Origin of the sequence: Pseudonocardia petroleophila, assembly GCF_014235185.1 — a bacterium.
GTDB classification, from domain to species: domain Bacteria; phylum Actinomycetota; class Actinomycetes; order Mycobacteriales; family Pseudonocardiaceae; genus Pseudonocardia; species Pseudonocardia petroleophila.
This window is the reverse complement of the sequence record NZ_CP060131.1, coordinates 299118-322987: the sequence shown is the minus strand read 5'-3', so window position 1 is coordinate 322987 and position 23870 is coordinate 299118. Positions and strand designations below refer to the sequence as shown.

Here is a 23870-nt window from a genome sequence, read left to right as displayed (position 1 = left end):
GAGCGCTAACGGGGAATGTCAAGAGTCGTCGGCGGGTCAGTCCCCGGGCGGCGGGGCGACGCTGGACCGCTCGACGAGGGTCGGCGGCACCTCGACCCGGCGCGGCCCGCCGCGGCTCTCCAGCTGCTCCAGCAGCAGGCCCAGTGCCTCGTGCGCCACGGCGTCGAAGTCCTGGCGGACCGTGGTCAGGGGCGGGACGAGGTAGCCCGACTCGGGTGCGTCGTCGAAGCCGACGACGCTGACGTCGTGCGGCACCGCCCGCCCCAGCTCCGACAGCGCCCGCAGCACGCCCATCGCCATCGCGTCGTTGGCCGCGAAGATCGCGGTGACCTCCGGCATCCGGCCGAGCAGCTCGCCCGCCCGGTACCCCGAGGCCGCGCTCCAGTCACCCGCGACCGGGGGCGGCGGCACGATCCCGGCCGCCCGCAGCTCGGCGTCCCAGCCCGCGACGCGCCCGGCCGCGTCGAACCAGTCGTCGGGGCCCGACACGTGCCACACCGTCCGGTGCCCCGCGTCGAGCAGGTGCCGGGTCGCCAGCCGCGCCCCCGCCACCTGGTCGACCCGCACCGACGCGCCGCCGCGGACCGGGTCGCCGTTGATGAGGACGTGCGGGACGTCGGTGGGCAGGTGGTCCAGCGCGCCGTCCAGTGCGATCACCGGGGCCAGCACCACCAGGCCGGCGACGCGCTGGTCCAGGTGGCGCTGCACCGCCTCGTCGATCGCGGGCCGGTCCAGCGCCCGGACCTGCCCGATGCTGACGCTGAACCCGGCCGCGGCCGCCCGCTCGTCGAACGCGGCCAGCATCGACACCGGCCCGAACAGCGTCGACCGCGGCGCCACGACCCCCAGCACCCGCGACTTCCCGGTGGCCAGCGCGCGGGCGGCGTCGTTGCGCCGGTAGCCCAGCTCCGCGATCGCCGCCTGCACCCGGGAGCGGGTCTCGGCGCGCACGTTGGGGTGGTCGTTGAGCACCCGCGAGACGGTCTGGTGCGAGACGCCCGCGACCCGCGCGACGTCGAACATCGACGGCTCTCGATCCTGCTTCGGCCTCGCCATGCACCCGCCCTCCGGTGGGTCAGGCTATCGGCCGGGGACGGTCCCCTCGGACCGCATCCGCCAGGCGTCCTCGATCAACTCTTCGAGCCGGGCGACGTCCACCCGTTCCAGCCGGACCATCACGAGCGCGAACCCGTCGTAGCCCGGGGTGGTGAAGAACAGGTCGGGCTCGCCGAGCAGCAGGGCCTGCTTCTCCGCCTCGTCACCGACGTAGAGCACCGCGATGTCGGTGCGGATCTCCCGGCGCCGGCCCGGCACCCGCTCCGGGTAGGACCACACGAACCCCCGCCCGCCCACCCGGAAGTCGAAGCCCGCACTGTCGATCTCCTCGACGCCGTCCAGGGCCAGCGCCAGCCGTCGGACGTCCTCCGCGTCAGCCATCGCGCGCCTGCACGGCGCCAGGGTAGGGCAGTGGTCCTGCGGATGTCCCGGTGTCGCGCCGCGGTGGGTGCGGCGGGCGCTGGGGTGGTGTCGGTCGTCCGCGCCGCGGCTCCTCCCGGCCGTCCGGGGTCGTCGCCGCGGCCCGACGCGCGCTGTGGGGCGGGCCCTGTCGGGGCCGGTGGTCGTGGGGTTCGGTGCGGTAGGTGTGTCCGGTCGGGGTGGTCCATTCCAGTGACCGGTCCGGGTGCAGGGTGACCTGCCAGCCCGGCTGCTCCTTCAGGTCGTGGTGCGCGGTGCACAGACAGACCAGGTTGTCCTCGCTGGTGGTGCCCTCGTCCTGCCAGGGCATCACGTGGTCCAACTCGCAGGTGGTCGCGGCCCGGCGGCAGCCCGGAGCCCGACAGGTGAGGTCCCGGGCCCGGACGTGGTCGGCCAGCACGGCGGGTGGTCGGTAGGTGGTGCGTCCGTGGTCGAGGACCGCCCCGGTCAGCGGATCGGTGACCAGGCGCCGCCACACCGCGTCCGCGGCCACGTCCCGGGCCAGATGGGCCGGGATCGGGCCGTACCCGGCGATCTCACACGGCTCGTCCTCCGCCCCGATCAACGTGGAGTGGGGGACCACGACGGTGATCAACGGCTTCCCCGGCGTCACCGGAGCCGTGGCCACGACGTCGGTCGCGCCGGGGTCGCGGATGATCAGCTTCCCGGTGAGTGCGGCGGCGGCGAGGTCGGCGCGGCGCTGGCCCAGCGTCCGCGGGTCCTCCACACCCATGCCGCGGGCCAGACGGGTCAGCCACTGGAACGACGACGCCGCCTCCGGCGCCGACATCCGCGCCCACACCGTCGCCATCCCGTCCTCACCCGGGAACACATCCACCCGGCGTTCCTTCTGCGCCGCCTGATGGTGTTCCGCGGCCCCGTCCGGGTCGACGGCGAGGATCGCCCGGCGCAGCGCCGCGGACAACTGCGCCCACGTCTGATCGGGTGCCGCAGGCAGCACCCGCTCCTGCACCACGGCAGCGTGATGGTCGGAGACCACGGCGAGCCGGTCCAGGATCAACCGCACCCGCGACACATCGAGCCGGCCGGCTTCCAGCAGGTCCCGGGTCGGCCGGAGCACCCCGTCGAGCCGGATCGCCTGGGCGAGCCGCACCTCCCCGGCCCCCGGCGACAGCGTGAGCGCCATGGCCACCTCGGTCCCGGCCCACTCCCGCGCCGGGACCGCAGAGGTCACCGGCCGGATGGATCCGTCCCCACCCCGCCGGGAGAACTCGGCCAGAACCGCGAACTGCCGAGCCGCAGCCCACGACACCATTGCCTCGAAACCCACCACGGCATCCATCAGATCGGCATCGGACAACAGTCTGAGATCGCTAGTGGTGAGATCGAGTTCGAGCCCGAACGTCCCGGAGGGACCGGCCTCGGACAAAGAACCCGGCGATGGACCGGGATCGAGGACGGATGGGAACATGCGTTCGATTCTATCGGCCTGACGTGGGCAGACCGACGAATCGACCGAAGAAAGGTGCAGTAGCACACGTGACCCCGGGATCCGGTGGCAAGCCGACCCGGACCGCAGTCGCCGCCAGGCGGCGAGGACCGGAAGCGGCGCGGCAGCACCCCCTCCCGACAGCACCCCAGCACGTCGGGAGACGGCTGCCCGGCCCCGACCCAGGACCAACCGTCGCCGTGCGAGAGCCGCGGAACAGCCGTCGGCGCGAGCACGACGACGGGACCGCGCCGCGCGCCTGAGCGCGAACACCACCACCCGACCCGCGTACGCTCCGCGGGCCGGATCGGCACGGGCGGGGGGCGGGGACATGCAGGCCGACGGGGGATCACTCGTCGCGGCACTCCGCGCCCTGCGCGACACCGCGGCGGGCGCCGGGTTCGCCCTGGACGTGCCGGGGGCCGAGCGGGCCCGCCGCGAGCGCGTCGATCTCGTCCACCAGCTCGACGACTACGTCCTGCCCCGCCTCGACCGCCTCGACGCCCCGCTGCTCACCGTCGTGGGCGGGTCCACCGGCGCGGGCAAGTCGACGGTGGTCAACAGCCTGGTCCGGGCCCAGGTCACCCCGTCCGGGGTCCTGCGCCCGACGACCCGCTCCCCGGTGCTGGTCTGCCACCCGTCCGACACGGCCTGGTTCGCCGACACCCGGGTGCTGCCCGAGCTGACCCGCACCACCGGCGCGGGCACCGACCACGCGACGCTGCAGCTCGTCGGGTCCACCGCCCTCGCGCCCGGCCTGGCGTTCCTCGACGCCCCCGACATCGACTCGGTCGTCGCCGCCAACCGCCGCCTCGCCGGGCAGCTCCTCGCCGCGGCCGACCTCTGGCTGTTCGTCACCACCGCGGCCCGCTACGCCGACGCCGTGCCGTGGGACGTCCTGGAGACCGCCGCCGCCCGCGGCACCGCGCTGGCCGTCCTGCTCGACCGCGTCCCGCCCGGGGCCGAGCGGGAGATCGCCGCGCACCTGCACGAGATGCTCGTCGCGCACGGCCTCGGCGCCGCGCCGCTGTTCGTGATCCCGGAGAGCGAGCTGGTCGACGGCCTGCTGCCGGACGCCGTCGTCGCCCCGGTCCGGCGCTGGTTCGACGACCTCGCCCGCGACGCCGCCGGCCGCGCCGCCGTCATCCGCCGCACCCTCGACGGCGCGCTGGACAGCCTGCGCCCGCGCGCGGCGGGCCTGGCGCAGCACGCCCGCGCCCAGTCCGACGCGGCGTCGCGGCTGCGCGCCGACGTCCGCACGGCGTACGCGGCGGCGGTCGAGGAGGTCGACGAGGGGATGCGCGACGGCGCACTGCTGCGCGGCGAGGTGCTGGCCCGCTGGCAGGAGTTCGTCGGGACGGGGGAGCTGCTGCGCACGCTGCAGACGAAGGTCGGGCACTGGCGCGACCGCCTCACCGCCGCGGTCATGGGCCGCCCCGCGCCCGGCGGCGACCTGACGGTCGCGCTGGAGTCGGGGGTGGCGCTGCTCGTGCACAGCGCGGCCGGGCGCGCGGCGGAGGCCGCTGCGACGTCGTGGCGGTCGGGGGCCGCGGGCACCGGGCTGCTGCAGGCGTCCGACGAGCGGCTCGACCGCGTCTCACCCGGCTTCCGCGACGACGCCGAGCGCACCGTCCGCGACTGGCAGGGCGCAGTGCTCGACCTGGTCCGCCGCGAGGGCGCCGACCGCCGCACCACCGCCCGCGCGGCCGCCTACGGCGTGAACGCGACCGGGCTCGTCGTGATGATCGCGGTGTTCGCGACGACCTCGGTGCTCGCGCCGCCGATCGAGGTCGCCGTGGCCGGCGGCACGACCGTGCTGTCGCAGAAGGTGCTGGAGGCCGTGTTCGGCGACCAGGCCGTGCGCGCACTGGCCGCCAGGGCCCGGGCCGACCTGCTCGACCGCGTCGCCGCCCTGCTCGGCCGCGAGGAGGACCGCTTCGCCGCGCTCCTGCACCGCCACGCCACCCATCCCGACGACGCCGCGGCGCTGGAACGCGCGGCCGCGGCCGTGGAGCGTGCGCGATGAGCCCGACGCGGGTGGAGAAGGAGCGCAGCGCGGCCGAGGCCGGCATCGCCGCCCGGCTGCGCGCGCTCGACCGCGTGCTGGAGGCGGGCACCGGCCGCGTCGACGAGGCCCGGCTCGACGCGGCGCGCCGGCTCGCGCGGCGGTCGGGGGAGCGGCTGCGGCTGTCGGGGGCGCACACCGTCGTCGCGCTCGCCGGGGCGACGGGGAGCGGCAAGTCCTCGCTGTTCAACGCCCTCACCGGGGCCGACGTCTCCACCGTCGGCGTCCGCCGCCCCACCACCGGCGTGGCCCACGCCGCGGTGTGGGGGGCCGACGGCGCGGGCCCGCTGCTGGACTGGCTGGAGATCCCGCGCCGCCACCACGTCGCCTCCGACGACCTGCCCGGCCTCGTCCTGCTCGACCTGCCCGACCACGACTCGACGGTCGTCGCGCACCGCCTGGAGGTCGACCGGCTCGTCGCGCTCGTCGACGTGCTGGTCTGGGTCCTCGACCCCCAGAAGTACGCCGACGCCGCCGTGCACGACCGCTACCTGCGGCCGCTGGCCCGGCACGGCGAGGTGATGGTCGTCGTGCTCAACCAGGTCGACCGCCTCCCGCCCGAGCAGGTCACCGCCGCGCTGTCCGACGTCCGCCGCCTCCTCGCCGACGACGGGCTCGACGGCGTCCCGGTCCTCGGCGTCTCGGCGGTGGCCCCGGGCGGGCGCGACGAGCTGCGCGCGGTGCTGACCGGGGCCGTCGCGGCCCACCGCGCCGCGCTGCGCCGGGTGTCGGCCGACCTCGACGCCGTCGCCACCGACCTCGGCGGCCTGGTCGGCGGCCCGGTCCGCTCCGAGCTCGACGACCGCACCGTCGCCGACCTCGACACCGCGCTGAGCGCCGCGGCGGGGGTGCCCGCGGTCGGGGCGGCCGTCGAGCGCGCGTCGGTGCACCGCGCCGTGGCCGCGACCGGCTGGCCGTGGACCCGCTACGTCCGCCGCCTGCGCCCGGACCCGCTGCGCCGCCTGCACCTCGACCGCGCCGGCTCCGGGCCCGCCGATCCGGACGCCCCGGTCCCGCGCACGTCGCTGCCGGAGGCCTCGGCGGTGGAGCGCTCGCGCGTCGACCTCGCCCTGCGCGCCCTGTCCGACGCCGCCGTCGGCGACCTGCCGGACCCCTGGCCCGCCGCGGTGCACGCCGCGGCCCGCAGCCGCGAGGACGACCTGCCCGACGCCCTCGACCGCGCCGTCGCCTCCACCGACCTCGGGCTCGACCGCCCGCCGCGGTGGTGGCGCGCGGCCGGGCTGCTGCAGACGCTGCTCGCGGTGCTCGCCGTCGCGGGCGGGGTGTGGCTCGCGGGGCTCTACGCGCTCACGCTGCTGCGCCTGCCCGAACCCCCGACGCCGATGATCGGGGCGGTGCCGTGGCCGACCGCGCTGCTGCTGGGCGGGCTGCTGGTCGGGCTCGTGCTCGCGGGGCTCGCCCGGCTGCTCGCGGGCGTCGGGGCGCGGCGGCGCCGGGCGGCGGTGCAGCGGCGGCTCGACCGCGCCGTCGCGGAGGTCGCCGACGAGCTCGTGCTCACCCCCGTCACCGCGGAGCTGCAGGCCTACTGGGACCTGCGCGAGGCCGTCACCGCGCTGGCCCCCGCCCGCGGGCGCCGGGGCTGACGGGACGTCAGCCCCGGCTGCGCAGCCCGTCCAGCACGACGCGGACCGCGGTCTCGAAGGCGGCGGTCGCGTCGGTCCCCGGCGCGGCGAGCCCGGCCAGCTCGGCCATGAGCAGGCCGTGGCCCGCCGTCCAGAGGATGTGCGCCGCCAGCTCGGGCGCGACGACGAGCGGCTCGTCCGCCGACCAGGCCCGCACGGCGTCGAGGTAGCGGTGGTAGTTGCGGCGGGCGGCGTCGCGCGCGCTCCGCGAGGGCACGACGTCGGGCAGCGCCGGGGAGAACATGACGCGGTAGGAGGCGGGGTTCTCCAGGGCCATCCGCCGCAGGCCCATCGAGATGGACCAGACGACGTCGAGGGGGGCGGTGGCGTCGGCGGGCGGCGCCTGGATCTCGCCGAGCCGCTCGAACGCGGCGACGTAGACCGCGTCGAGGAGCTCCTGCTTGCTGCCGAAGTGGTGGTAGATCGAGATGGTCGAGCAGCCGGCCCCGGCGGCGACGGCCCGCACCGAGAACCCGCCCGCCCCGCGGTCGGCCAGCAGGGCGGCCGCGGCGGCCAGCACGGCCTCCCGGGTGCCGCGCGGTGCGCTCACCGGCCCTCGGCGAGCCGCGCGGCCAGCTGGAACTTCTGGATCTTCCCCGACGCCGTCTGCGGGAACCCGTCGACGACGCGCCACACCCGCGGGACCTTGAACGACGCCAGCCGGGCCCGGCAGAACGCCTCGAGCTCGGCCCCGGTGACACCCCGCTCGGAGCGGACGAACGCCGCGACGGTCTCGCCCCACTCCGGGTCGGGCGCGCCGACCACCGCGACCTCGTCGACGGCGGGGTGCTCGAGCAGCACGTCCTCGACCTCGCGCGGGTACACGTTCTCGCCGCCCCGGATGATCATGTCCTTGAGGCGCCCGGCGACCTGCAGGTAGCCGTGCTCGTCGAACCGGCCCAGGTCGCCGGTGTGCAGCCAGCCCCCGGCGTCGATCGCCGCCGCGGTGGCGTCGGGGTCGCGGTAGTACCCGCGCATGACGCACGCGCTGCGCGTGCAGATCTCGCCGACCTCGCCGGGGGCGGCCTCCTCGGCCGTGCCGGGCACGGTGACGCGGACCTCGATGCCGTCCATCGGCGGCCCGACGGTGCGCTCCCACGCCGGGTGCGGGTCGTCGGGGAGGGTGTGGGTGATGTACGGGCTCGACTCGGTCTGCCCGAAGCCGATCGCGACCGCGACGCCGAGCTCGTCCTGCGCGCGGCGCACCAGCTCCGGGGCCACCGGGGCCCCGCCGAGCGTGGTCAGGCGCCAGGTCGACAGGTCCCGCGGCCGCGCCGCCTGCGCCTCCGCGAGCCGGACGAGCATGGTCGGCACCTGGAGCACGAGCGTGCCGCGCTGCCCCTGCAGCAGGTCCAGGACGAGGTCGGCGTCGAAGCCGGGGACCAGGACCTGGGCGCCGCCGGTCTGCACCGCGCCCAGCGTCGCCAGGCCGCACCCGGCCGTGTGGAACAGCGGCATCGCGTTGACCCAGACGTCGTCGCGGCCCGCCCCGATCGTCGTGGCGTAGAGCGCGCCGTTGCGGGCCATCCCGCGGTGGGTGATCATCGCGCCCTTCGGGGCGCCGGTCGTCCCGGACGTGTACTGGATCTGGCAGGTCGACCCGGGATCGACGACGGGCAGGTCGCCGCCGTCGCCCGCCAGCAGCTCGTCCCACCGCGCGAACGACCACACCTCGCGCAGCGCGGGCAGCCGCGCCCGGCCGGACTCCACCGTCGCGACGAGGTCGGTGCCGCGGTAGGAGCCCTCGACGACCACGCCCACCGCGTCGGAGCGCTCCAGCACGTCGTGGACCTCGGCGGCGCGCAGCGCGGGGTTGACGGTGACCAGCACGAGCCCGGCCAGCGCCGCGCCGAACTGCAGCACGATCCACTCCGGGCGGTTCGGGGCCCAGACGGCGACGTGCTCGCCGGGCGCGAACCGCGCGAGCAGGCCCCGCGCCGCGCGCCGGCTCTCCGCCTCCAGCTCGCCGAAGGTCCACCGTCGCGCGGGGTCGGCGCCGTCGACCAGCGCCACCGCGTCCGGGTGCCGCGCCGCGGCGAGCACCAGCGCCTCGCCCACGGTCCCCGCCCGGTCCCCGTCCATGCCGCCCCCCGTCCGCCGACCGATGTAACGATCGTTATAGGGCCGGGCCGCGACGGCCGTCAACCCTCGGTCCGGACGGCCGGGAGCGGTACGTTCGGCACTCCGCAGCACTCATGACCCTTCGAGGAGCGCGCCCGAGTGGAACGCAACGTGGCGATCACCGGCACCCGCAGCATCGGCGATGCCCCCGACGACCGGCTGGCGGAGGTGTTCGAGGCCTACCTCCGGCCGTTCGCGGGGCCCGCGGCGCACTTCTACGTGGGCGGGGCGTCGGGCGTCGACACGGCCGCCCTGCAGTGGCTGGCGGCGCACTCGGAGTCGGCGCTGACCGTCGTGGTGCCGTGCCGGACCGTCGACCAGCCCCCCGGACCGGCGGAGGTCGTCGAGCGGCTGCGCGGCGAGGACCGCCTCGCCGGCGTCGTCGAGATGGGGGCGACGCTGCTCGGCAAGGCGGCCTACCACGCGCGGGACCGGTGGATGGTCGAGCACTCCGGCTTCGTGATCGGGTTCCCGCGCGGGGAGGAGTCGCTCGGCGGCGGCACCTGGTACACGCTGAACTACGCCGCCGAGCAGGGGCGGGCCCGGCTGGTGGTCCCGCTCTGAGCCCTACCCCAGCACCCGGTCCAGCCATGCGACGAGGTCGGCCTCGACCTCGTCGCGGTTGGTCTCGTTGAACACCTCGTGCCGTGCGCCGGGGTAGGCGTGCAGCTCCACGTCGGTGACGCCGGCGGTGCGGTAGCGGTCGACGAGGGCGTGCACCAGCGCGAGCCCGGCGTTGACCGGGTCGGCGTCCCCGACGGTGACGAGGATCGGCAGGTCGGAGCGGATGCCGGCGACGCGGTCGGGATCGGCGGCGGTGCGGGCGCCCGCGAAGACGGCCTTGAGCGCCTCGACGTCGTAGCCGAAGCCGCAGAGCGGGTCGGCGACGTAGCGGTCGACCTGGGCCTCGTCGCGGGAGAGCCACTCGAACCCGGTGCGGCCGGGCTCGAACGGGGTGTTGAACCCGGACAGGTCGAGGCCGGCGTCGAGGTCGAGGGCGGGTTCGAGCAGGTCGAGCGCGCCGGTGCCGCTGAGCACGACGGCGTCGACCCGGTCGCCGCCGTCGACCAGGAACTGCTGGGTGGCGAACGAGCCCATGCTGTGCCCGAGCAGGACCAGCGGCAGCCCGGGGAACTCCGCGCGGGCCCGCTCCCCGAGCACGCCGATGTCCTCGACGGTCCGGCGCCAGCCGTCGGCGCCGATGACGCCGGGCTCGGCCCCGGCGGCGATCGTCGCGCCGTGCCCGCGGCTGTCGTGGCCCAGCACCAGGAAGCCGGCGGCGTTGAGGGTCCGCGCGAGGTGGTCGTAGCGGCGCAGGTGCTCGCCGACGCCGTGGGTGAGCTGCACGACGCCGCGCGGCGCGCCATCGGGTTCCCAGCGGTACCCCGCGACGGACCCCCCGTCCCGACCGTCGAACCGGAACTGCTGCACCGTGCCCATCGAGCCACCTCCGCGTCGTGGTGTCGCGGCCCGCGCGAGCGCGGCCGCCCGCGCGATCATGGCCCGTCCTGGGCCCGGGCGCGAGGGGTCGGCCGGTCGCCGCGTGTCGAGGGTGCGGATCGATGCTCGGAGGGGGCGAACGCCCTGCTCCGGGGAACTCAGTGGGTGTCCGAGGGGGGACTTGAACCCCCACGCTTTGCACCCCTGCGTACGGCAGGGGTTCATGTGAATGACGATAGCGAAGGCGAGCGGATCCGGTCTTCGGACCGTCCGGTGTGTTCGACTCCTCGTCCCGGATCAGGCAGACGGCGCCTTGACCAGCCGGACCAGGAGGGGCAGCGGCGTCTGCTGGCGGTCGCATACGTTGTCACCCAGTTGGTCACCCAGATTGTCTCGCACCGGGTTTGATGGAGACCATCAACCCAGGAGGAGCAAGGAACGATGGCAGCGCCGAGGAAGTACCCCGATGAGCTGCGGGAGCGGGCCATCCGGCTCGTGCTCGACGCCCGGTCCCAGCCGGGTAGCAGCGGCAAGGGCGCGTGCCGACGGATCGGCGAGCAGTTGGGGATCAGCGCGGAGACCTTACGCGGCTGGGTCGCCCGGGCCGAGATCGATCAGGGCATCCGGCCGGGTACGACGACCGATGACGCAGCTCGACTCGCGGAACTGGAAAGAGAGGTCCGCGAGTTGCGGCGGGCCAACGCGATCCTGAAGTCCGCATCGGCTTTCTTCGCGGCGGAGCTCGACCGCCCACAAAGGTAGTCGTCGACTACATCGACAAAAAACAGGGACGAGTTCGGAGTCGAGCCGATCTGTGCGGTATTGAAAGATGCCGACGTGCAGATCGCTCCGAGCACCTACTACGCGAACAAGACCCGCCCACCCTCACTGCGGTCGATCACCGATGCGGAAACGCTCACCGAGATCCGGCGAGTACACAAGGAGAACTACGGCGTGTACGGAGTCGTGAAGGTGTGGGCGCAACTCGGCCGCGAGGGCGGGGTCGGTGGTCGACACGCGGCCCGGTGCACGGTCGGCCGGCTGATGAAGACCGCTGGTCTGCGCGGGGTGTCGCGGGTGAAGGCACCGACCACGACTCGTCGCGGACCCGGCCCGGACACCCGGCCTGACCTGGTTGACCGCGAGTTCACAGCGACCGCTCCGAATCAGTTGTGGGTCGCCGACATCACCTACGTCCGAACGTTCTCCGGATGGGTGTACACCTCGTTCGTGCTCGATGTGTTCTCGCGGCGGATCGTGGGCTGGCAGTTGTCCACGAATCTCTACACCGACCTCGCGCTCGACGCGTTGAACATGGGCATCTGGACCCATCAGCACGCCGGGGTCGACGTGTCCGCTCTCATTCACCACTCGGACCGCGGCGTGCAATACACAGCGGTGCGCTATTCGGAACGGCTGGCCGAGGTTGAGGCGGTCGCTTCAGTCGGATCGGTCGGTGATTCCTACGATAACGCGATGGCCGAGGCGTTGAACTCGTTGTTCAAGGCCGAGCTGGTTCGGAACAAGGGGCCGTGGCACGGGATCAACGACCTGGAGATCGCGGTCGCCGAGTACGTCGACTGGTACAACCACCGTCGGCTTCACGGCGAGCTGGGGCTCGTCCCGCCGGTCGAGTACGAGGCACTACACACCACCCAGACCTGCGCCCGGCCGACCGCCGACGCGTGACAACCCAGCCTCCATCAAACCCGGTGCTTGACAGTGATGTCGTAGACGGTGGCGACCCGTTCGCGTTGTTTCGCCGGCGGCGACGAGTTCGGCGATCGACTCTGTGCGCGCCCCGGTGGTGAGGGTGGGTTCGCCGAAGCCGTGGTCGGGGTCGAGGACAACCGGAACCGACCGGCCGAGGGGGGTAGAGGCGGCGTGCGTCGCCGGTGCCGTCGTCGTCGAAGTCGACCTTCTCGGGGAAGGAAGCAGCGGTGCACGGACCCGTCCCGGCCGAGGACGACGATGTTGAGCGACGGGTCGAGGCCGACCTGCTTCTGGACCTTCAGGGCCAGGCGTGCTGCGCCTGCGCGAGCGTCATGCCACCGCGGACGTCGTGGCCGTAGGGCGAGCCGACCAGGCCCGCGAGGGCGACGTCGAGCGAGGAGCTCGCGGCCAGGGCGCGCGCCCCGGCGGCCCCGATCCGGCGCCGGGCCATCGCCCGGGCCCGCACGGTCCCGGCGACCCATCCGGCGCCCACGACACCCGGTCCCGCGCGCCGGTGTCGCCGAGGGGTCGGCAACCACGGCGACGACGCGCTCGACCCAGGGGCCGGTCCGCTCGCGCGCCCCAGCGCCGCCTCCCCCTCGGCCGCCGCGATCGTCTCGGCGAGCTCGCGGTCGGTCTCCCGGCGGATCCGCGCGGCCGCGCCGGCGAGCTGCGCCACGGCGTCGAGCCGGGCGGCGGCGACGATCCGGCCGGCCTCGTCGGCGGCCCTTTCCCCGGCGGTCGACACCACGGCCACCGTTTCGGCAGACGTGTTCGGCCGCGTCATCGAGACGCTGCTCGCCGACCCCACGGTCGACGCCATCCTCGCGATCTCGGCCGAGACCGCGCTGGGCGACCCGCTCGACAGGATCGGCGCCGTGCTGGCCGGCCGACCGGCACGGCCCGTCGTCGCCGTTCGGCTGGGCCAGCCTGACGCCGTGGCGGGACCACGTCCGGATCGGGCGGGCGGCGCCGCGTGGACGCCTTCGTTCGCCGATCCGGCGACCGCTGCGCGGGCGGTGAGCCGCTCCCGGTGGCTGCGCCGCAGCCACGACCCGGCCCCGCAGCCGACCGGGGTCGACGCCGGACGCGCCCGCGAGGTCGTGGCCGCCGCGCCGGCCGACCGCCCGGGCGGTGGCCGGCTCGACCCGGCGCGGAGCTCGCCCGCGCGGCCGGGCTGCCGCTCGTCACGACGGCCGTCGTGCACACCTCCGAGGACGCGGCGCGCGGCCGGGGATGCGGGCCAGTGCCTGGGCGGCGGCGCCGGCCTCGCCGACGATCGCGATGTCGTCCTCGGACTCCAGCAGCTGGGCGATGCCGCGCCGGACGGTCTCGTGGTCGTCCAGCAGGAACACGGAGATGGTCTCGGCCTGCCTCTCGTCGTCGCGGGTCGAAGCCACCGGCCGGCGGCGGGCCCGGGCCGCCGCCGTTGAGCCCTGTCGGGAGGGCCGAACGTCCCAGGCCGGCCCCACTGGGTGGCGCCGGTCGATCCCGTGGCCGGATCAGTGCAGCAGGACCGCGTCCAGGGTGCGGCGTGGGGTCCGCCCGATCCTTCCCGGGTCCGGGCCGGGGTGGCCGACCCGGATCACCAGCTGGGGATGGTCCGGTGAGTGCAGGACCGACGACGCCAGGCGCGCGCGGGTGGCGGGGACCTCCTGTGACTGGCTCAGCGGTGTGGTAGCCAGCCCCTGGTCGGTCGCGGTGAGGAGGACCGCGCTGGCCGCCTCGCCGGCGAGCAGGTGGTCGAGGACCTCGTCGCCGACGGTGGTGAGGACAAGCAGGATGGAACCGTCGTGCGGGGGCCGGGCGGCGGCGAGGGCGCCGCGGGGGAACGCCCGCAGGTCCGGGTGCGTGGCGTGGACGGTGCGGGCCGCCGCCGGGACGCCGTCGCGGGCCGCGGTCCAGCGGTGGCTCCAGATCGTCAGCTCCGCGGCGTAGCCGGGTACGAAGCGCTGCCGCGCTCCGGCGTCGGCCAGCACCTCGTCGAGCCGCCGGCGCGCCCCGGGGTCGATCACCGGGTGCAGCGTCGCGCCGTACCGCGTCACGCCGGCCACGAGCCGAGCGATCGTCGACGCGGGGACCGGCGCGGCGCCGAACGGACGGCGGTCGCTGCGGCGCTCCTCGATGGCCCGGCTCAGCTCGGCGAGCCCGGACTCGGCGGGACCGGTGTGGACCTGCACGGTCGCTAGGTGCCGGCGGTCCTCGGGTGCGGGGAGCGGTGGACGTGTGCCGACAGGTGCGCGGCGGCGAGGGCGACCCGGAGGTGGTGCAGCGCCGCGCCGCAGCTCAGGACGAGATCGCGACCGTCGGGGTCGGTGGCCGTGAGGTGCCGGGCCGGGTCGGCGTGCAGCTCGATCCCGCTGGCGGTGAACCGCCAGCGCCAGGGCTGGGTGTTGTGCACCGACGGTGCCCACAGCGCCCGCTCCACCGCAGCGGCGAGCAGTCCGACGGGTACTCCGTGCTCGGCCATGCAGGCACGGTCCGCCCCGGGATCCGGGCCGTACAGGGGCGATCGCCGCCGTGGCGGGCTACGACCGGCGGGTGCTTCCCGGGACGGAGGTCCCGACGACCGCGGTCCGCCGCCCCCGGGACGTCCTGCACGGCGCGGAGACGCTGGTGTGACGGATCCGACGCATCGGTGGGTCGGAGGTGTGCTGGCCGGGCTCGATCGTGCGTGGGCGGGCTCCCGCGCGCTGCGGGTCGGCGTGCCTGCGGCGGTGTGGCGCAGGCACCGGATGGGCGAGCTGAGCTCGCCGTCCGCCGCGGTGCTGGTCGTGCGGGCCGCGGACAGGGACACCGTCCGGTTCGTCGCGTTCGACCGTGCCCTGCGCGACGTGGCCGCCGTGAAGGGCTCCCCGCTGGTGCCCGTCAGTTAGGGCTCGCGAGCGCGCCGGCCCGATGCCGCCTGGAGCACCGCGGCGTCGACCGACCGCCCGTCGAGCGTGGTGAGCTGCGCGTCGCCGTTCTCATCGGCTCCGCCCCGCGGGTGGTCCACCACCCACCGGTCGACGGTCCGCGGCCCGCCGGGACCGCGCCGGCCCGCCATGGGTGAAGCGGCTCAGCCGTCGGGCGACGCGGTGCGGCCGGCCCCGCTGCGGCACCGGGTGCGTCGGTTCGACGATCTCGGCGTAGAAGGCCTTCTTGACGACCTCGATCAGCACCAGGTAGAGCAGCACCAGGCCGACGATGGTGGCCAGCAGGCCCGCGGGCAGCGCCGTGAAGCCGAGCAGCCCGGCGAGCGGGCTGTAGGGCACCGCGGCGGCCACCGCGACCACCGCGATCGCCGAGGCCAGCAACGGACCGCTGGGTCTGCTGCGGAAGAACGGAACCCGCCGCGTCCGGATGGCGACGATCACGAGGGTCTGCGTGGCGAGCGACTCCACGAACCAGCCCGACCGGAAGAGCTCCGGCCCGGCGGTGAAGAACCCGAGCAGGATCCCGAAGGTGAGGAAGTCGAACAGCGAGCTGACCGGGCCGAACATCAGCATGAAGCGCCGGATCATGCGCATGTCCCAGTGCGAGGGCCGGAGCAGCTGCTCGGCGTCGACGCGGTCGGTCGGGATGGTGAGCTGCCCGGCGTCGTAGAGCAGGTTGTTGAGCAGGATCTGCGAGGGCAGCATCGGCAGGAACGGCAGCACGGCCGACGCCGCGGCGGCGCTGAACATGTTGCCGAAGTTGCTCGACGTGCCCATCAGCACGTACTTGATGGTGTTGGCGAAGATCCGCCGCCCCTCGGCCACCCCGTCGGCGAGCACGCCGAGGTCCTTCTCCAGCAGCAGGACGTCGGCCGCGTCCTTGGCCACGTCGGCCGCGGTGTCCACCGAGAGGCCGACGTCCGCGGCGTGCAGGGCGAGCGCGTCGTTGACCCCGTCGCCCAGGAAGCCGACGGCGTGCCCGTCGGCGCGCATCAGCCGGACCAGGCGCGCCTTGTGCTCGGGCGAGACCCGCGCGAAGACCGTCACCTCCCGCATCGCGGCCCGCAGGGCCGCGTCGTCGAGCGTGTCGAGATCGGCACCGGTGAGCGCGCGGGCGGAGCCCAGGCCGAGCTCGGCGCACACCCGCCGCGCGACCAGCGGGTTGTCGCCCGTGGCGACCTTCACCGCGATCCCGAGGGCGGCGAGCGTGGCCAGGGCCTGCGCGGCGTCCGCCTTCGGCGAATCGAGGAAGGCGAGGAACCCGGCCAGGTCGAGATCGCGCTCGTCGGCCGCGGTCACCCGCTGGTGGCCGGGCATCGGGCGCCAGGCCACGGCCACGACCCGCGCCCCGCGGGAGAACTGCGCGTCGAGCGCCTGCTCTGCGCCCGGCGGCAGGTCCCGGCAGCGGGCCAGGACGGACTCCGGGGCGCCCTTGACGACCAGCATCCGCACGCCGTCCGCGTCGACGAGGACCGACGTCATCCGCCGCTCGTGGTCGAAGGGGACCGACGCCACCGGCCGCGGGCGGTCCCCGGCCGGCGCGACGGCCTGCAGTGCCGCGTCCATGGCGTTCGACCCGACCGAGCCGTCGGTCTCGGTGGCGAGCAGGCCCAGCGCCAGCACGGCCGGGTCCGGGTGTCCCGACGGGTCCAGTGACGCGCTGAACGTGATCCGCCCCTCGGTGAGGGTGCCGGTCTTGTCGGTGACCAGCACGTCCATGTCGCCGAGGTCCTCGATGCAGACCAGCCGCTTGACGAGCACCTTGCGCGCCGCGAGCCGCCGCGACCCGACCGACAGCCCGGTGCTCACCACGGCCGGCAGCAGCTGCGGGGTGATCCCGACCCCGATGGCCAGGGAGAACAGCACGGCATCCAGCAGCGGCCGGTTGAGCATGACGTTGATCGCCAGGACGATCACCATCAGCACGCCGGCCACCCGCAGCAACAGCAGCGAGAACCGGCGCAGGCCGGCCTGGAACGCCGTCTCCGGCTCGCGCTCGGCCAGCCCGAGCGCGATCCGGCCGAACTCGGTGCGCTTCCCGGTGGTCACGACCACGCCCGTGCCGGCTCCGGCGCCGACCACCGTTCCCATGAACGCGCACGAGGCCAGTTCGGCCGACGCCGTCCCGGGCGCCGTCGGTACGGCGGACTTCCGGACGGCGACGGTCTCCCCGGTGAGTACGGCCTCGTCGCACTCCAGGCCGCGCGACTCGAGCAGCCGCAGGTCGGCGGGCACCACCGCGCCCATGACCAGCCGGACGACGTCACCGGGCACCAGGTCCGCGACGTCGACGTCGGCGGATGATCCGTCCCGGACCACCCTCGCCCTGTGCCGGATCGAGCGGTGCAACGCCTCGGCCGTGCGCTCGGCCCGGTACTCGTTGGCGAAGCCGATACCCACGCCGGCGGCCAGTATCACGCCGATGACCACCGCGTTGATCCGCTCACCCACGGCGAACGAGACGACGGCGGTGCCCAGCAGCAGGACGAGCAGGGCGCTGCGCAGCTGCCGGGCCAGCACCGCGAGCGCCCGCGCCCGGCGGACGCGCACCGTGTTGGGCCCGACGGCGGCCCGGCGCGCGGCCACGTCCGCGGGGGCCAGGCCGGCCGGTCCGGACCCGAGGGCCGCGAGCACGTCGTCCGCGGTGCGGGACGCGGCCTCGCGGACCGGGATGTCCCGGACCCGATCGGTACTGCGCTCCGGGACCACGCTCACCGGTCCCACCCTGGAGCCCGCCTGCCGGTCGTCGGAAGGGCACAACGACCCCATTGCGATGCGTCACCCGGTGATCCCGAGGCGGGTACCCAGCCACGGCAGCGCGGCCTCCAGGCCGGGCCCCCAGACCTCGAACGTGTGCCCGCCGGGCAGGACCAGCAGCCGGACGTCCATCCCGGCCGCCTGGCAGGCTGCGAGCACCTGCCGGGCCTGCGGGAGGTAGACGGGGTCCTGCGCGCCGCCGACGAGGAAGCCGGCCGTGCCGGGGAACCGCCGGGTCGCCATGACGTCGAGCGGGTTCACCGCGGCGAACGCGGCCTCGTCGCCGCCGAACACGGTGGCGACGGTCCGGGCCCGGTCCCCGAGTGTCGGCTCGGACTCGCCCGAGATGTCGACGAACGTCGGGTAGACCTCCGGGTGGTTCACCGCCATCTGCAGCGAGCAGGTGCCGCCGCTGGACAACCCGCCGACCGCCCAGACCCGCGGGTCGTCGACCACCTGCAGGGTCGACCGGACCCACGCCGGGACGTCGACGGTCAGGTAGGTGGCCACGTTGCCCAGCGGGGAGTCGACGCACAGCGGGTCGGCCAGCGGGGCGCCGAGGTCGTCGACCACGACGATCACCGGCGCGAGCCCGGCGTGCGCCGCGGCGTAGCGGTCCAGCCGCGCGGCGAGCATCCCGCCGTCGAGCCAGTCCCGGGGCCCACCCGGTTGCCCGGCCATCAGCACCAGCACCGGCAGCTCCGCGCGCGGGCTGGTCAGGTAGGCCGGAGGCAGGTACAGCATCGCCGGGCGGGCCACGAACCCCGACGCCGGGCCGGGGATGTCGACCTCGGTCACCACCCCGCCCGGCGGGAGGTCCGCGGGTGCGGTCCACGCCCGGTCCAGCGGCCGCCCGGGCTTCGCCGGCATCAGCGGCACGCGCAGCGCCACGTCGGTGAAGGGCACCTGGTCCACCGGCGGCAGGCCCAGCACCGTGCGAAGCGTCGGGTACTCCCGGTACACCCCGTTCAGCGACTGCGCGGCCAGCAGCACCACCGCGACCAGCGCGACCACCGACCCGGCGCGGCCCCGCACCCCGCGGCGCCGCCCGCCGAGCACCGCCAGCCCGACCGCTGCCGCGACCACCCCGACCGCGACCACCGCGGAGACCGGCAGCGGGTCCGGGAACGGCCGCCACACCAGGTCGACCACCACCGTCACCAGTACGGCGACCACGGCCCCGATCCCCAGGGCCAGCGGGACGCGGCGCAGCCACCACGCCCGCCCGCGGCCGGCGAGCAGCCACGCCGCACCGAGCGCACCCGCGACGGTGAGCACCCAGGGCAGCGGTCCGTCGAGCAGCGAGGCGTCCAGCACCCGCGCGACGTTCACCGCGCGACCACGTGGCGCAGCAGCCGGGCGAGCTGGCGTGGGCCCGCGTCGGGCAGGTACGCCCGCCCGATCGCGGCGCCGATCGCGGGCAGCGCGGCCGGGTCGGGGTAGGCCATGAACAGCGGCCGGTAGCGCGGGGAGAACTTGGCCTTGAACGCCAGCAGCGACCGGAACCCGTACACAGGCTCCAGCGACCGGCCGGCCACGTCGAGCAGCCGCTGCAGCGCGTCCACCTGCGCACCGCGGTCCAGGCGGGCCAGCGGCGCCCCGGACAGCGACAGGAACTCCACCCCGTCGGCCTGCGCGCGCAGCGCCGTCGACGCGATGAGGAACTCCATCACCCCGCGGAACCCCACCGTCCCACCTCGCTCGGACCGGCGGCGCATGAAGTCCAGTGTCCACCCGACCAGCGCCCCGTCGCGGTGCACCGGCATCCAGCTCGTCACGCCGTGCACGGTGCGGTCGCCGTCGACCGCCAGCATGAGCCGCACCGCAGGGTCGGCCAGCTCGTCGAGCCCGCCGAGGGTGAACCCCATCTCCGGCAGCCCCCGGTCGGCCACCCACTCCTCGGAGACGGCCCGCACCTGCTCGGTCATCCAGCGCGGCGCGTCGGACCACGCCAGCCACCGCGCGGTGATCCCGGCCCGGCCGGCCTTGTTCAGCGCGGTCCGCACGTCCTGCCATCTCTTCCCGGTGAACACCAGCCCGGCCAGCGGCACCACCGTCTCCTCGGCCACCTGCACAGCGCTCCAGCCCAGCCCGCGCGCGGCCGTCGCGACCGTCTCGTCGACGCTGTAGAGGCACGGCGTCCAGCCCTGCCGCGCGCACTCCTCGGCGAACGCCGCGACCGCGGCGGGATGCCGGCGCGGCTCCCCGACCGGGCCGCCCGTCGTCAGCGCCACCCCGCCGAGCACCCGGAACGCCACTGCGGCGGCGTCGCGACCGGCCCCGTCGTCGACGAACAGGTAGGACTGCCCCGGCCAGGTCGTCATGTGCGCCAGCGACGAGCCCGACGTGCCGGCCAACAGCGCGCGCAACCGGTCGAGGTCACCGCGCTCGTGCGGCGGGGCCTCCCGCGCGAAGGTCGCCAGCCCGGCCGCCAGCACGACGGCCCAGAACACCGTGCCCGTCCACTCGAACAGCAGCGTCGCCACCGCACCCCGGGGCAGGAACGCCGGCTCCAGCTCACCCAGGTACCCCGGCGGCAGGTAGCGCGTGGGCAGGTCGACGAGCAGGTCGGGCAGCGACGGCGGCGGCACGTAGTCCCCCGCCACCAGCAGGCTCCCGCCGACGTACCCGGCCGCGGTCACGACCGCGGCGACCCCGATCCGCCCCACCCACCGCCGGTAGGTCCCCGGTGCTGCCCGCACCCCGAACCGCGACCGCGCGACCACCAGCAGCACGGCCACCAGCAGGGGCTGGACGGCGGGCAACCCCAGCTCCACCCAGCTGTGCAGGTGCGTCCCCGGGCCCAGCACCACCCGCTGCTCGACCGGTGTCGCCGCGGTGTCCGCGGCCAGGAGCAGGCCCAGTGCGGCCAGGCCCAGGTTCAGGCCCAGCGCCGCGATCCACGCCGCGCGCCGCCCGCGGCGCAGCCCCTCCGCCGCCACCAGCAGCAGCAGGACCGGCATCACCGACATCACGGCCGGTCCGACGCCCGACAGCCGCAACCGGCCGCGCAGCTGCGCGCACTCCACGACCGCTGTCGGGTCGCCGCACAGCTGGTCGACCGTCGCCACGTCCGGTGGCGGAGAGGCGAAGACGTACCGCAGCACCGACAGCGGCCCCACCCGCGTCTCGGCCAGCACCGCCAGCAACGGCCCGATCGCCGACGCGGCCACGACCAGTGCCACCAGCACCCGCGACTCCCGCCGCGACGGCGCCGCCGGCCGCCCCGCGCCCCGGCCCCGGTCCCCGGCCGCCGCCGCGGCGCGCCGCCGCGCCGCCCACATCGCACCGACGACCAGCCCGACCACCCCCGCGGACAGTCGCAGCACGTCCGACAGCAGGCCCGAGTACAGCACCAGCATTGCCAGCACCACGAGCAGCAGCAGCCGCAGCCTGCGACGCCACAGCGCCGGCAGCATCGCCGTCGCGGCGAGCGCGCAGCCCAGCGCCAACGGTGTCGGCCCCACCGCGACCGCGCCCTCCAGCTGCGCGGCCCAGCGCCCCCCGAGCATCCCGATCCCCGCCACCAGCGCCAGACCCAGCAGGCCGCCCGCCACCTGGACCACCGCCGCCAGCGCCGCCACCCGGGCCGAGCCCAGCACCCGCTCGGCCAGCCCTACCAGCACGGCCACCTCGACCGACGACCACAGGTAATCCACCGGGTCCGGAGCCAGGAACGGTGCCGTGGCCACCACCCACCAGCGACCGGCCGCCACCGGGGCGAGCCCGATCCCGGCACCCGCGAGCAGGTTCGGCGCCGGCCCGGCCAGGATCGATCCGCTCACCACCCCGACCGTCCACAGCGCGACCAGCAACGCGACCGTCACCGGACGCGCGGACGCGGCCCGCCGGATCCGCCGCCCGGCGCGGGGGAGCACCCGATCCACGGCCGCCCCCGTCGCGACCGCCGTCCTGTCGTCACGCACCGTGTTCATTCCTCCCCCGGAGTTCATTCCTCCCCCGGACGGGACCCACCTCTGGGCGCCGCCGCCCGCACCCCGATCCTGGTGCACGTCGTCCCTCCCATCGGGTGAGCCACGCGCGCGGCTCCGTCACCGGGCGGACGGAACGGTCGGTCAGCCGATCTCGCCGGGCGCCGTCGCGGCCAGGGTGAAGTAGTTCTGCTCCTCCTGGGCGAAGTGCAGCCGCAGCACGGTGTGCAGGCCGTACAGGATGGCCAGGACGTCCTCGAGCCGGTCGTAGGGCAGCACGCCGTCGGGCCGGGCGCCGTCGGGGCGGGCGCCGTCGGGCCGGGCCGCGTCGCCGGCGAGGGCCAGGTGGGTCCCGTGGCGCGCGGCGAGGCGCTCGATCTCGGCGTGGGCGCGGCTCATCGGGGCGGTGGCCTCGGGCCCCAGCGGCGCGGCGAGGGCGGGGTAGAGCTCGGTCTCCTCGGCCCGCTCGTGGGGCAGGATCTCCGCGACGAGCACGGCGTGGGCGCGGCGGACGGCGTGGAGCGCGTCCGGTCCCGGGTCGGTGACCAGCCGGCTCGCCGCGGCCCGCAGCAGGGGCAGCGCGGCGGACAGGGTGCCGTGCTCGGCGGAGAAGCGGTGCAGCAGCCGCTCGGTTCCCGGCGCCAGCGGGTGGGTCGTGCCGTGTCCGGGGCCGAGCGCCCGCAGCGCGTTGAGGATCACCGCGACGTCGATGCCCTCCTGCAGCAGCGCCCCCGCCGCCGGTGGGAGCACACCGGCCGCGGCGAACCCCATCGCCACGAGCGAGAGTCCCATCCCGACCGCGGCGCTCTGGACCGCGATCCGGCGCGCCCGCCGGGCGATCTCCATGGCGTCGGCGAGATGGTCGAGGCGGTCGACGGTGAGGACGACGTCGGCCGCCTCGGACGACGCGGTCGCACCCCGCGCGCCCATCGCCACGCCGACGGTCGCGGCGGCCAGGGCGGGGGCGTCGTTGACGCCGTCACAGACCATGACGGTGACGTCCCGCTCGCCCTCGGCGCGCACCGCGGCGACCTTGTCGGCGGGGGACTGCCCGGCGCGGACGTCGTCGAGCCCGAGCACGGTGCCGATCTCGCGGGCCGGCTCGGCACGGTCCCCGGTGAGCAGCACGAGCCTGCGGAACCCGGCGGCCCGCAGCCGGCGCAGGGTGCGCGGGGCGTCGCGGCGCAGCGGGTCGCGCAGCAGGACGGCCCCGGCGACGTCGCCGTCGACGGTGACCCAGGAGACGGCGGTGCCGTCGAGCACCGCGCGGCCCAGCACCGTGCGGGCCCAGCCGGCCTCCGGGGCCGGTCCCGGGCGCCTCCCGACCTCCACGGTCCGCCCGTCGACCTGCGCGCGGACGCCCCGGCCGGGGTGCTCGGCGACCTCCCCGGGCATCGTCAGCGGCAGGCCCCGGGCCCGGGCCGCCGCCACGACCGCCCCGGCCAGCACGTGCGGGGAGAGCTGGTCGGCCGACGCGGCCAGGGCCAGCACGTCGTCCGACCGCCACCCGGGGCGCGGTGGCGACCTCCACCACGACCGGCCGGCCCGCCGTCAGCGTGCCGGTCTTGCGGGATCCGACCGTCGCCGGCCACCGGGCTGGACACCGCCACGAGCCGGTCGCCGTCGTCGAGCCCGGCGGACTCCTCGTTGATGATCGTGACCTGCAGGGCGGCGTCGGATCCGACCGGGTAGACGACACCGCCCGGCACGGGGTCGGACCAGGCGAACTGCGCATTGCGGACCATCACCGATCCTCCGTCAGCGCGGAGGTGACCGACGTCCTCGACCCGACCAGCTTCGAGCTGGCCGGGCAGGAGTACGGGGAGGACAGCCTGCTCGTGCAGACGGCCGCGCCGACCGATGTCGTGCAAGGACAGGTCGTCCGGGTGGTAGGCACGGTAGGGCAGTACCTCCGCTTCGCCGAGGAGGAGGGGGTCCCGCCCGTGCAGTACGACATGTACGAGGAGTACGAGACCGAGGCCTACGTGTACGGCGTTCTTCGTGGGCAGCATCCTGTTTCTCTACGACGGCCTTCTGCAGCTCACCGCCGTGTGGCTGTTCATCGTCGGCTCGGCGGGCATGCTGATCGGCAACGTCGGGAGCGCCCTGATCGCGTACGGGCGCCATGAGCTCGAGGGCACGTCGAGGAGGAGCCCGTGAGTGGTTCCGACGCGACCAGCGGGCCGCCGTAGGCGGCGTTCCCGGCCGGGGGCGAGTGCGTTCGGCCGGCTCGGTCTCCTCGGCCCGACCGGGCTGGCGCAGGAGCCCGGCGGTCGTCACTGCGGAGCCTGCGGGCGGGTGTCCAGCAGGTGTACCGGCCCGGATCGAGCCTCGCCCGACACGGTCGCGCGGCGCCGT

Annotated in this window: 18 protein-coding genes, 2 pseudogenes and 1 other annotated feature; of the genes and pseudogenes, 6 read left to right on the top strand and 14 right to left on the bottom strand. The window is 75.5% G+C overall.

The genetic code is table 11. The features are described 5' to 3' along the window. Positions 1 to 36 precede the first annotated feature (36 nt). From H6H00_RS01545 to H6H00_RS01535, 3 genes are read right to left on the bottom strand one after another with little or no spacing between them, the layout of a single operon-like run. Positions 37 to 1056 carry a LacI family DNA-binding transcriptional regulator gene (locus H6H00_RS01545; RefSeq protein WP_221775761.1) on the bottom strand — a complete coding sequence of 340 codons (1020 nt, stop codon included), beginning with the start codon at positions 1054 to 1056 and terminating at the stop codon, positions 37 to 39. A gap of 24 nt (positions 1057 to 1080) precedes the next feature. Continuing rightward, on the bottom strand, positions 1081 to 1437 hold the full coding sequence (locus tag H6H00_RS01540) for an MmcQ/YjbR family DNA-binding protein (RefSeq protein WP_185719600.1): 357 nt from the start codon (positions 1435 to 1437) through the stop codon (positions 1081 to 1083). Then, positions 1430 to 2908, bottom strand: coding sequence for an HNH endonuclease signature motif containing protein (locus H6H00_RS01535; RefSeq protein WP_185719599.1), 1479 nt, complete (start codon positions 2906 to 2908; stop codon positions 1430 to 1432). The genes H6H00_RS01540 and H6H00_RS01535 overlap by 8 nt, the downstream gene beginning before the upstream one ends. A 349-nt stretch (positions 2909 to 3257) precedes the next feature. Between H6H00_RS01535 and H6H00_RS01530 the strand changes: the two genes are divergently transcribed. Next, positions 3258 to 4952, top strand: coding sequence for a dynamin family protein (locus H6H00_RS01530; protein ID WP_185719598.1), 1695 nt, complete (start codon positions 3258 to 3260; stop codon positions 4950 to 4952). After that, positions 4949 to 6595: a GTPase family protein gene (locus H6H00_RS01525; RefSeq protein WP_185719597.1), complete on the top strand. Its 1647-nt coding sequence runs from the start codon at positions 4949 to 4951 to the stop codon at positions 6593 to 6595. The genes H6H00_RS01530 and H6H00_RS01525 overlap by 4 nt, the downstream gene beginning before the upstream one ends. A 7-nt stretch (positions 6596 to 6602) precedes the next feature. Here the strand turns inward: H6H00_RS01525 and H6H00_RS01520 are convergent, their stop codons facing one another. Both H6H00_RS01520 and H6H00_RS01515 read right to left on the bottom strand, forming a co-directional pair. Further along, positions 6603 to 7184 carry a TetR/AcrR family transcriptional regulator gene (locus tag H6H00_RS01520; RefSeq protein ID WP_185719596.1) on the bottom strand — a complete coding sequence of 194 codons (582 nt, stop codon included), beginning with the start codon at positions 7182 to 7184 and terminating at the stop codon, positions 6603 to 6605. Further along, the gene (locus H6H00_RS01515; RefSeq protein WP_185719595.1) at positions 7181 to 8716 is read right to left on the bottom strand and encodes an AMP-binding protein; all 1536 of its coding nucleotides are present in this window, start codon (positions 8714 to 8716) and stop codon (positions 7181 to 7183) included. The genes H6H00_RS01520 and H6H00_RS01515 overlap by 4 nt, the downstream gene beginning before the upstream one ends. A gap of 138 nt (positions 8717 to 8854) precedes the next feature. Here H6H00_RS01515 and H6H00_RS01510 point away from each other — a divergent pair, with 138 nt between their 5' ends. After that, positions 8855 to 9319: an LOG family protein gene (locus H6H00_RS01510; RefSeq protein WP_221775760.1), complete on the top strand. Its 465-nt coding sequence runs from the start codon at positions 8855 to 8857 to the stop codon at positions 9317 to 9319. Positions 9320 to 9322: 3 nt separating this feature from the next. Here H6H00_RS01510 and H6H00_RS01505 read toward each other — a convergent pair whose 3' ends face one another. Beyond that, positions 9323 to 10255: an alpha/beta fold hydrolase gene (locus H6H00_RS01505; RefSeq protein ID WP_255425526.1), complete on the bottom strand. Its 933-nt coding sequence runs from the start codon at positions 10253 to 10255 to the stop codon at positions 9323 to 9325. 381 nt (positions 10256 to 10636) lie between these two features. Here H6H00_RS01505 and H6H00_RS01500 point away from each other — a divergent pair. Next, positions 10637 to 11884, top strand: a pseudogene (locus H6H00_RS01500) (IS3 family transposase). Further along, positions 10918 to 11047: a sequence feature (AL1L pseudoknot), on the top strand. (Overlaps the previous pseudogene by 130 nt.) Positions 11885 to 12206: 322 nt before the next feature. On the opposite strand, the gene H6H00_RS01495 reads toward H6H00_RS01500, so the two are convergent. From H6H00_RS01495 to H6H00_RS01480, 4 genes and pseudogenes are all read right to left on the bottom strand, one after another. Continuing rightward, complete coding sequence (locus H6H00_RS01495; RefSeq protein WP_185719594.1) at positions 12207 to 12656, bottom strand: hypothetical protein; 450 nt, start codon at positions 12654 to 12656, stop codon at positions 12207 to 12209. A gap of 472 nt (positions 12657 to 13128) precedes the next feature. Next, positions 13129 to 13308, bottom strand: a pseudogene (locus tag H6H00_RS01490) (hypothetical protein); the annotation flags it as partial. A 102-nt stretch (positions 13309 to 13410) separates the two neighbouring features. Continuing rightward, positions 13411 to 14088: a nitroreductase family protein gene (locus tag H6H00_RS01485; protein ID WP_185719593.1), complete on the bottom strand. Its 678-nt coding sequence runs from the start codon at positions 14086 to 14088 to the stop codon at positions 13411 to 13413. Between the two features lie 5 nt (positions 14089 to 14093). Continuing rightward, the gene (locus H6H00_RS01480) at positions 14094 to 14378 is read right to left on the bottom strand and encodes a hypothetical protein (protein WP_185719592.1); all 285 of its coding nucleotides are present in this window, start codon (positions 14376 to 14378) and stop codon (positions 14094 to 14096) included. A 148-nt stretch (positions 14379 to 14526) separates the two neighbouring features. Between H6H00_RS01480 and H6H00_RS01475 the strand changes: the two genes are divergently transcribed. Then, positions 14527 to 14784 (top strand): hypothetical protein, encoded by a 258-nt coding sequence (locus H6H00_RS01475; protein WP_185719591.1) that lies wholly within the window; start codon positions 14527 to 14529, stop codon positions 14782 to 14784. Between the two features lie 90 nt (positions 14785 to 14874). Here H6H00_RS01475 and mgtA read toward each other — a convergent pair whose 3' ends face one another. The 4 genes from mgtA to H6H00_RS01455 form a co-directional block, all read right to left on the bottom strand. After that, a complete protein-coding gene (gene mgtA / locus H6H00_RS01470; RefSeq protein WP_255425525.1) occupies positions 14875 to 17538 on the bottom strand; it encodes a magnesium-translocating P-type ATPase in 2664 nt (887 codons plus the stop codon). Between the two features lie 63 nt (positions 17539 to 17601). Further along, the gene (locus tag H6H00_RS01465; RefSeq protein ID WP_185719589.1) at positions 17602 to 18912 is read right to left on the bottom strand and encodes an alpha/beta hydrolase; all 1311 of its coding nucleotides are present in this window, start codon (positions 18910 to 18912) and stop codon (positions 17602 to 17604) included. Then, positions 18909 to 21506 carry a bifunctional lysylphosphatidylglycerol flippase/synthetase MprF gene (locus H6H00_RS01460; RefSeq protein WP_221775759.1) on the bottom strand — a complete coding sequence of 866 codons (2598 nt, stop codon included), beginning with the start codon at positions 21504 to 21506 and terminating at the stop codon, positions 18909 to 18911. The genes H6H00_RS01465 and H6H00_RS01460 overlap by 4 nt, the downstream gene beginning before the upstream one ends. Before the next feature lie 150 nt (positions 21507 to 21656). Continuing rightward, complete coding sequence (locus tag H6H00_RS01455; protein WP_255425524.1) at positions 21657 to 23003, bottom strand: heavy metal translocating P-type ATPase; 1347 nt, start codon at positions 23001 to 23003, stop codon at positions 21657 to 21659. A gap of 510 nt (positions 23004 to 23513) precedes the next feature. Here H6H00_RS01455 and H6H00_RS32745 point away from each other — a divergent pair. Next, a complete protein-coding gene (locus H6H00_RS32745) occupies positions 23514 to 23672 on the top strand; it encodes a YrhK family protein (protein WP_185719587.1) in 159 nt (52 codons plus the stop codon). Positions 23673 to 23870: the final 198 nt, after the last annotated feature.

Coding starts and splice junctions, on each gene's coding strand:
- H6H00_RS01545 (WP_221775761.1), bottom strand. CDS start 1,056: ATGGCGAGGCCGAAGCAGGATCGAGAGCCGTCGATGTTCGACGTCGCG.
- H6H00_RS01505 (WP_255425526.1), bottom strand. CDS start 10,255: ATGATCGCGCGGGCGGCCGCGCTCGCGCGGGCCGCGACACCACGACGC.
- H6H00_RS01515 (WP_185719595.1), bottom strand. CDS start 8,716: ATGGACGGGGACCGGGCGGGGACCGTGGGCGAGGCGCTGGTGCTCGCC.
- H6H00_RS01480 (WP_185719592.1), bottom strand. CDS start 14,378: ATGGCCGAGCACGGAGTACCCGTCGGACTGCTCGCCGCTGCGGTGGAG.
- H6H00_RS01530 (WP_185719598.1), top strand. CDS start 3,258: ATGCAGGCCGACGGGGGATCACTCGTCGCGGCACTCCGCGCCCTGCGC.
- H6H00_RS01535 (WP_185719599.1), bottom strand. CDS start 2,908: ATGTTCCCATCCGTCCTCGATCCCGGTCCATCGCCGGGTTCTTTGTCC.
- H6H00_RS01540 (WP_185719600.1), bottom strand. CDS start 1,437: ATGGCTGACGCGGAGGACGTCCGACGGCTGGCGCTGGCCCTGGACGGC.
- H6H00_RS01525 (WP_185719597.1), top strand. CDS start 4,949: ATGAGCCCGACGCGGGTGGAGAAGGAGCGCAGCGCGGCCGAGGCCGGC.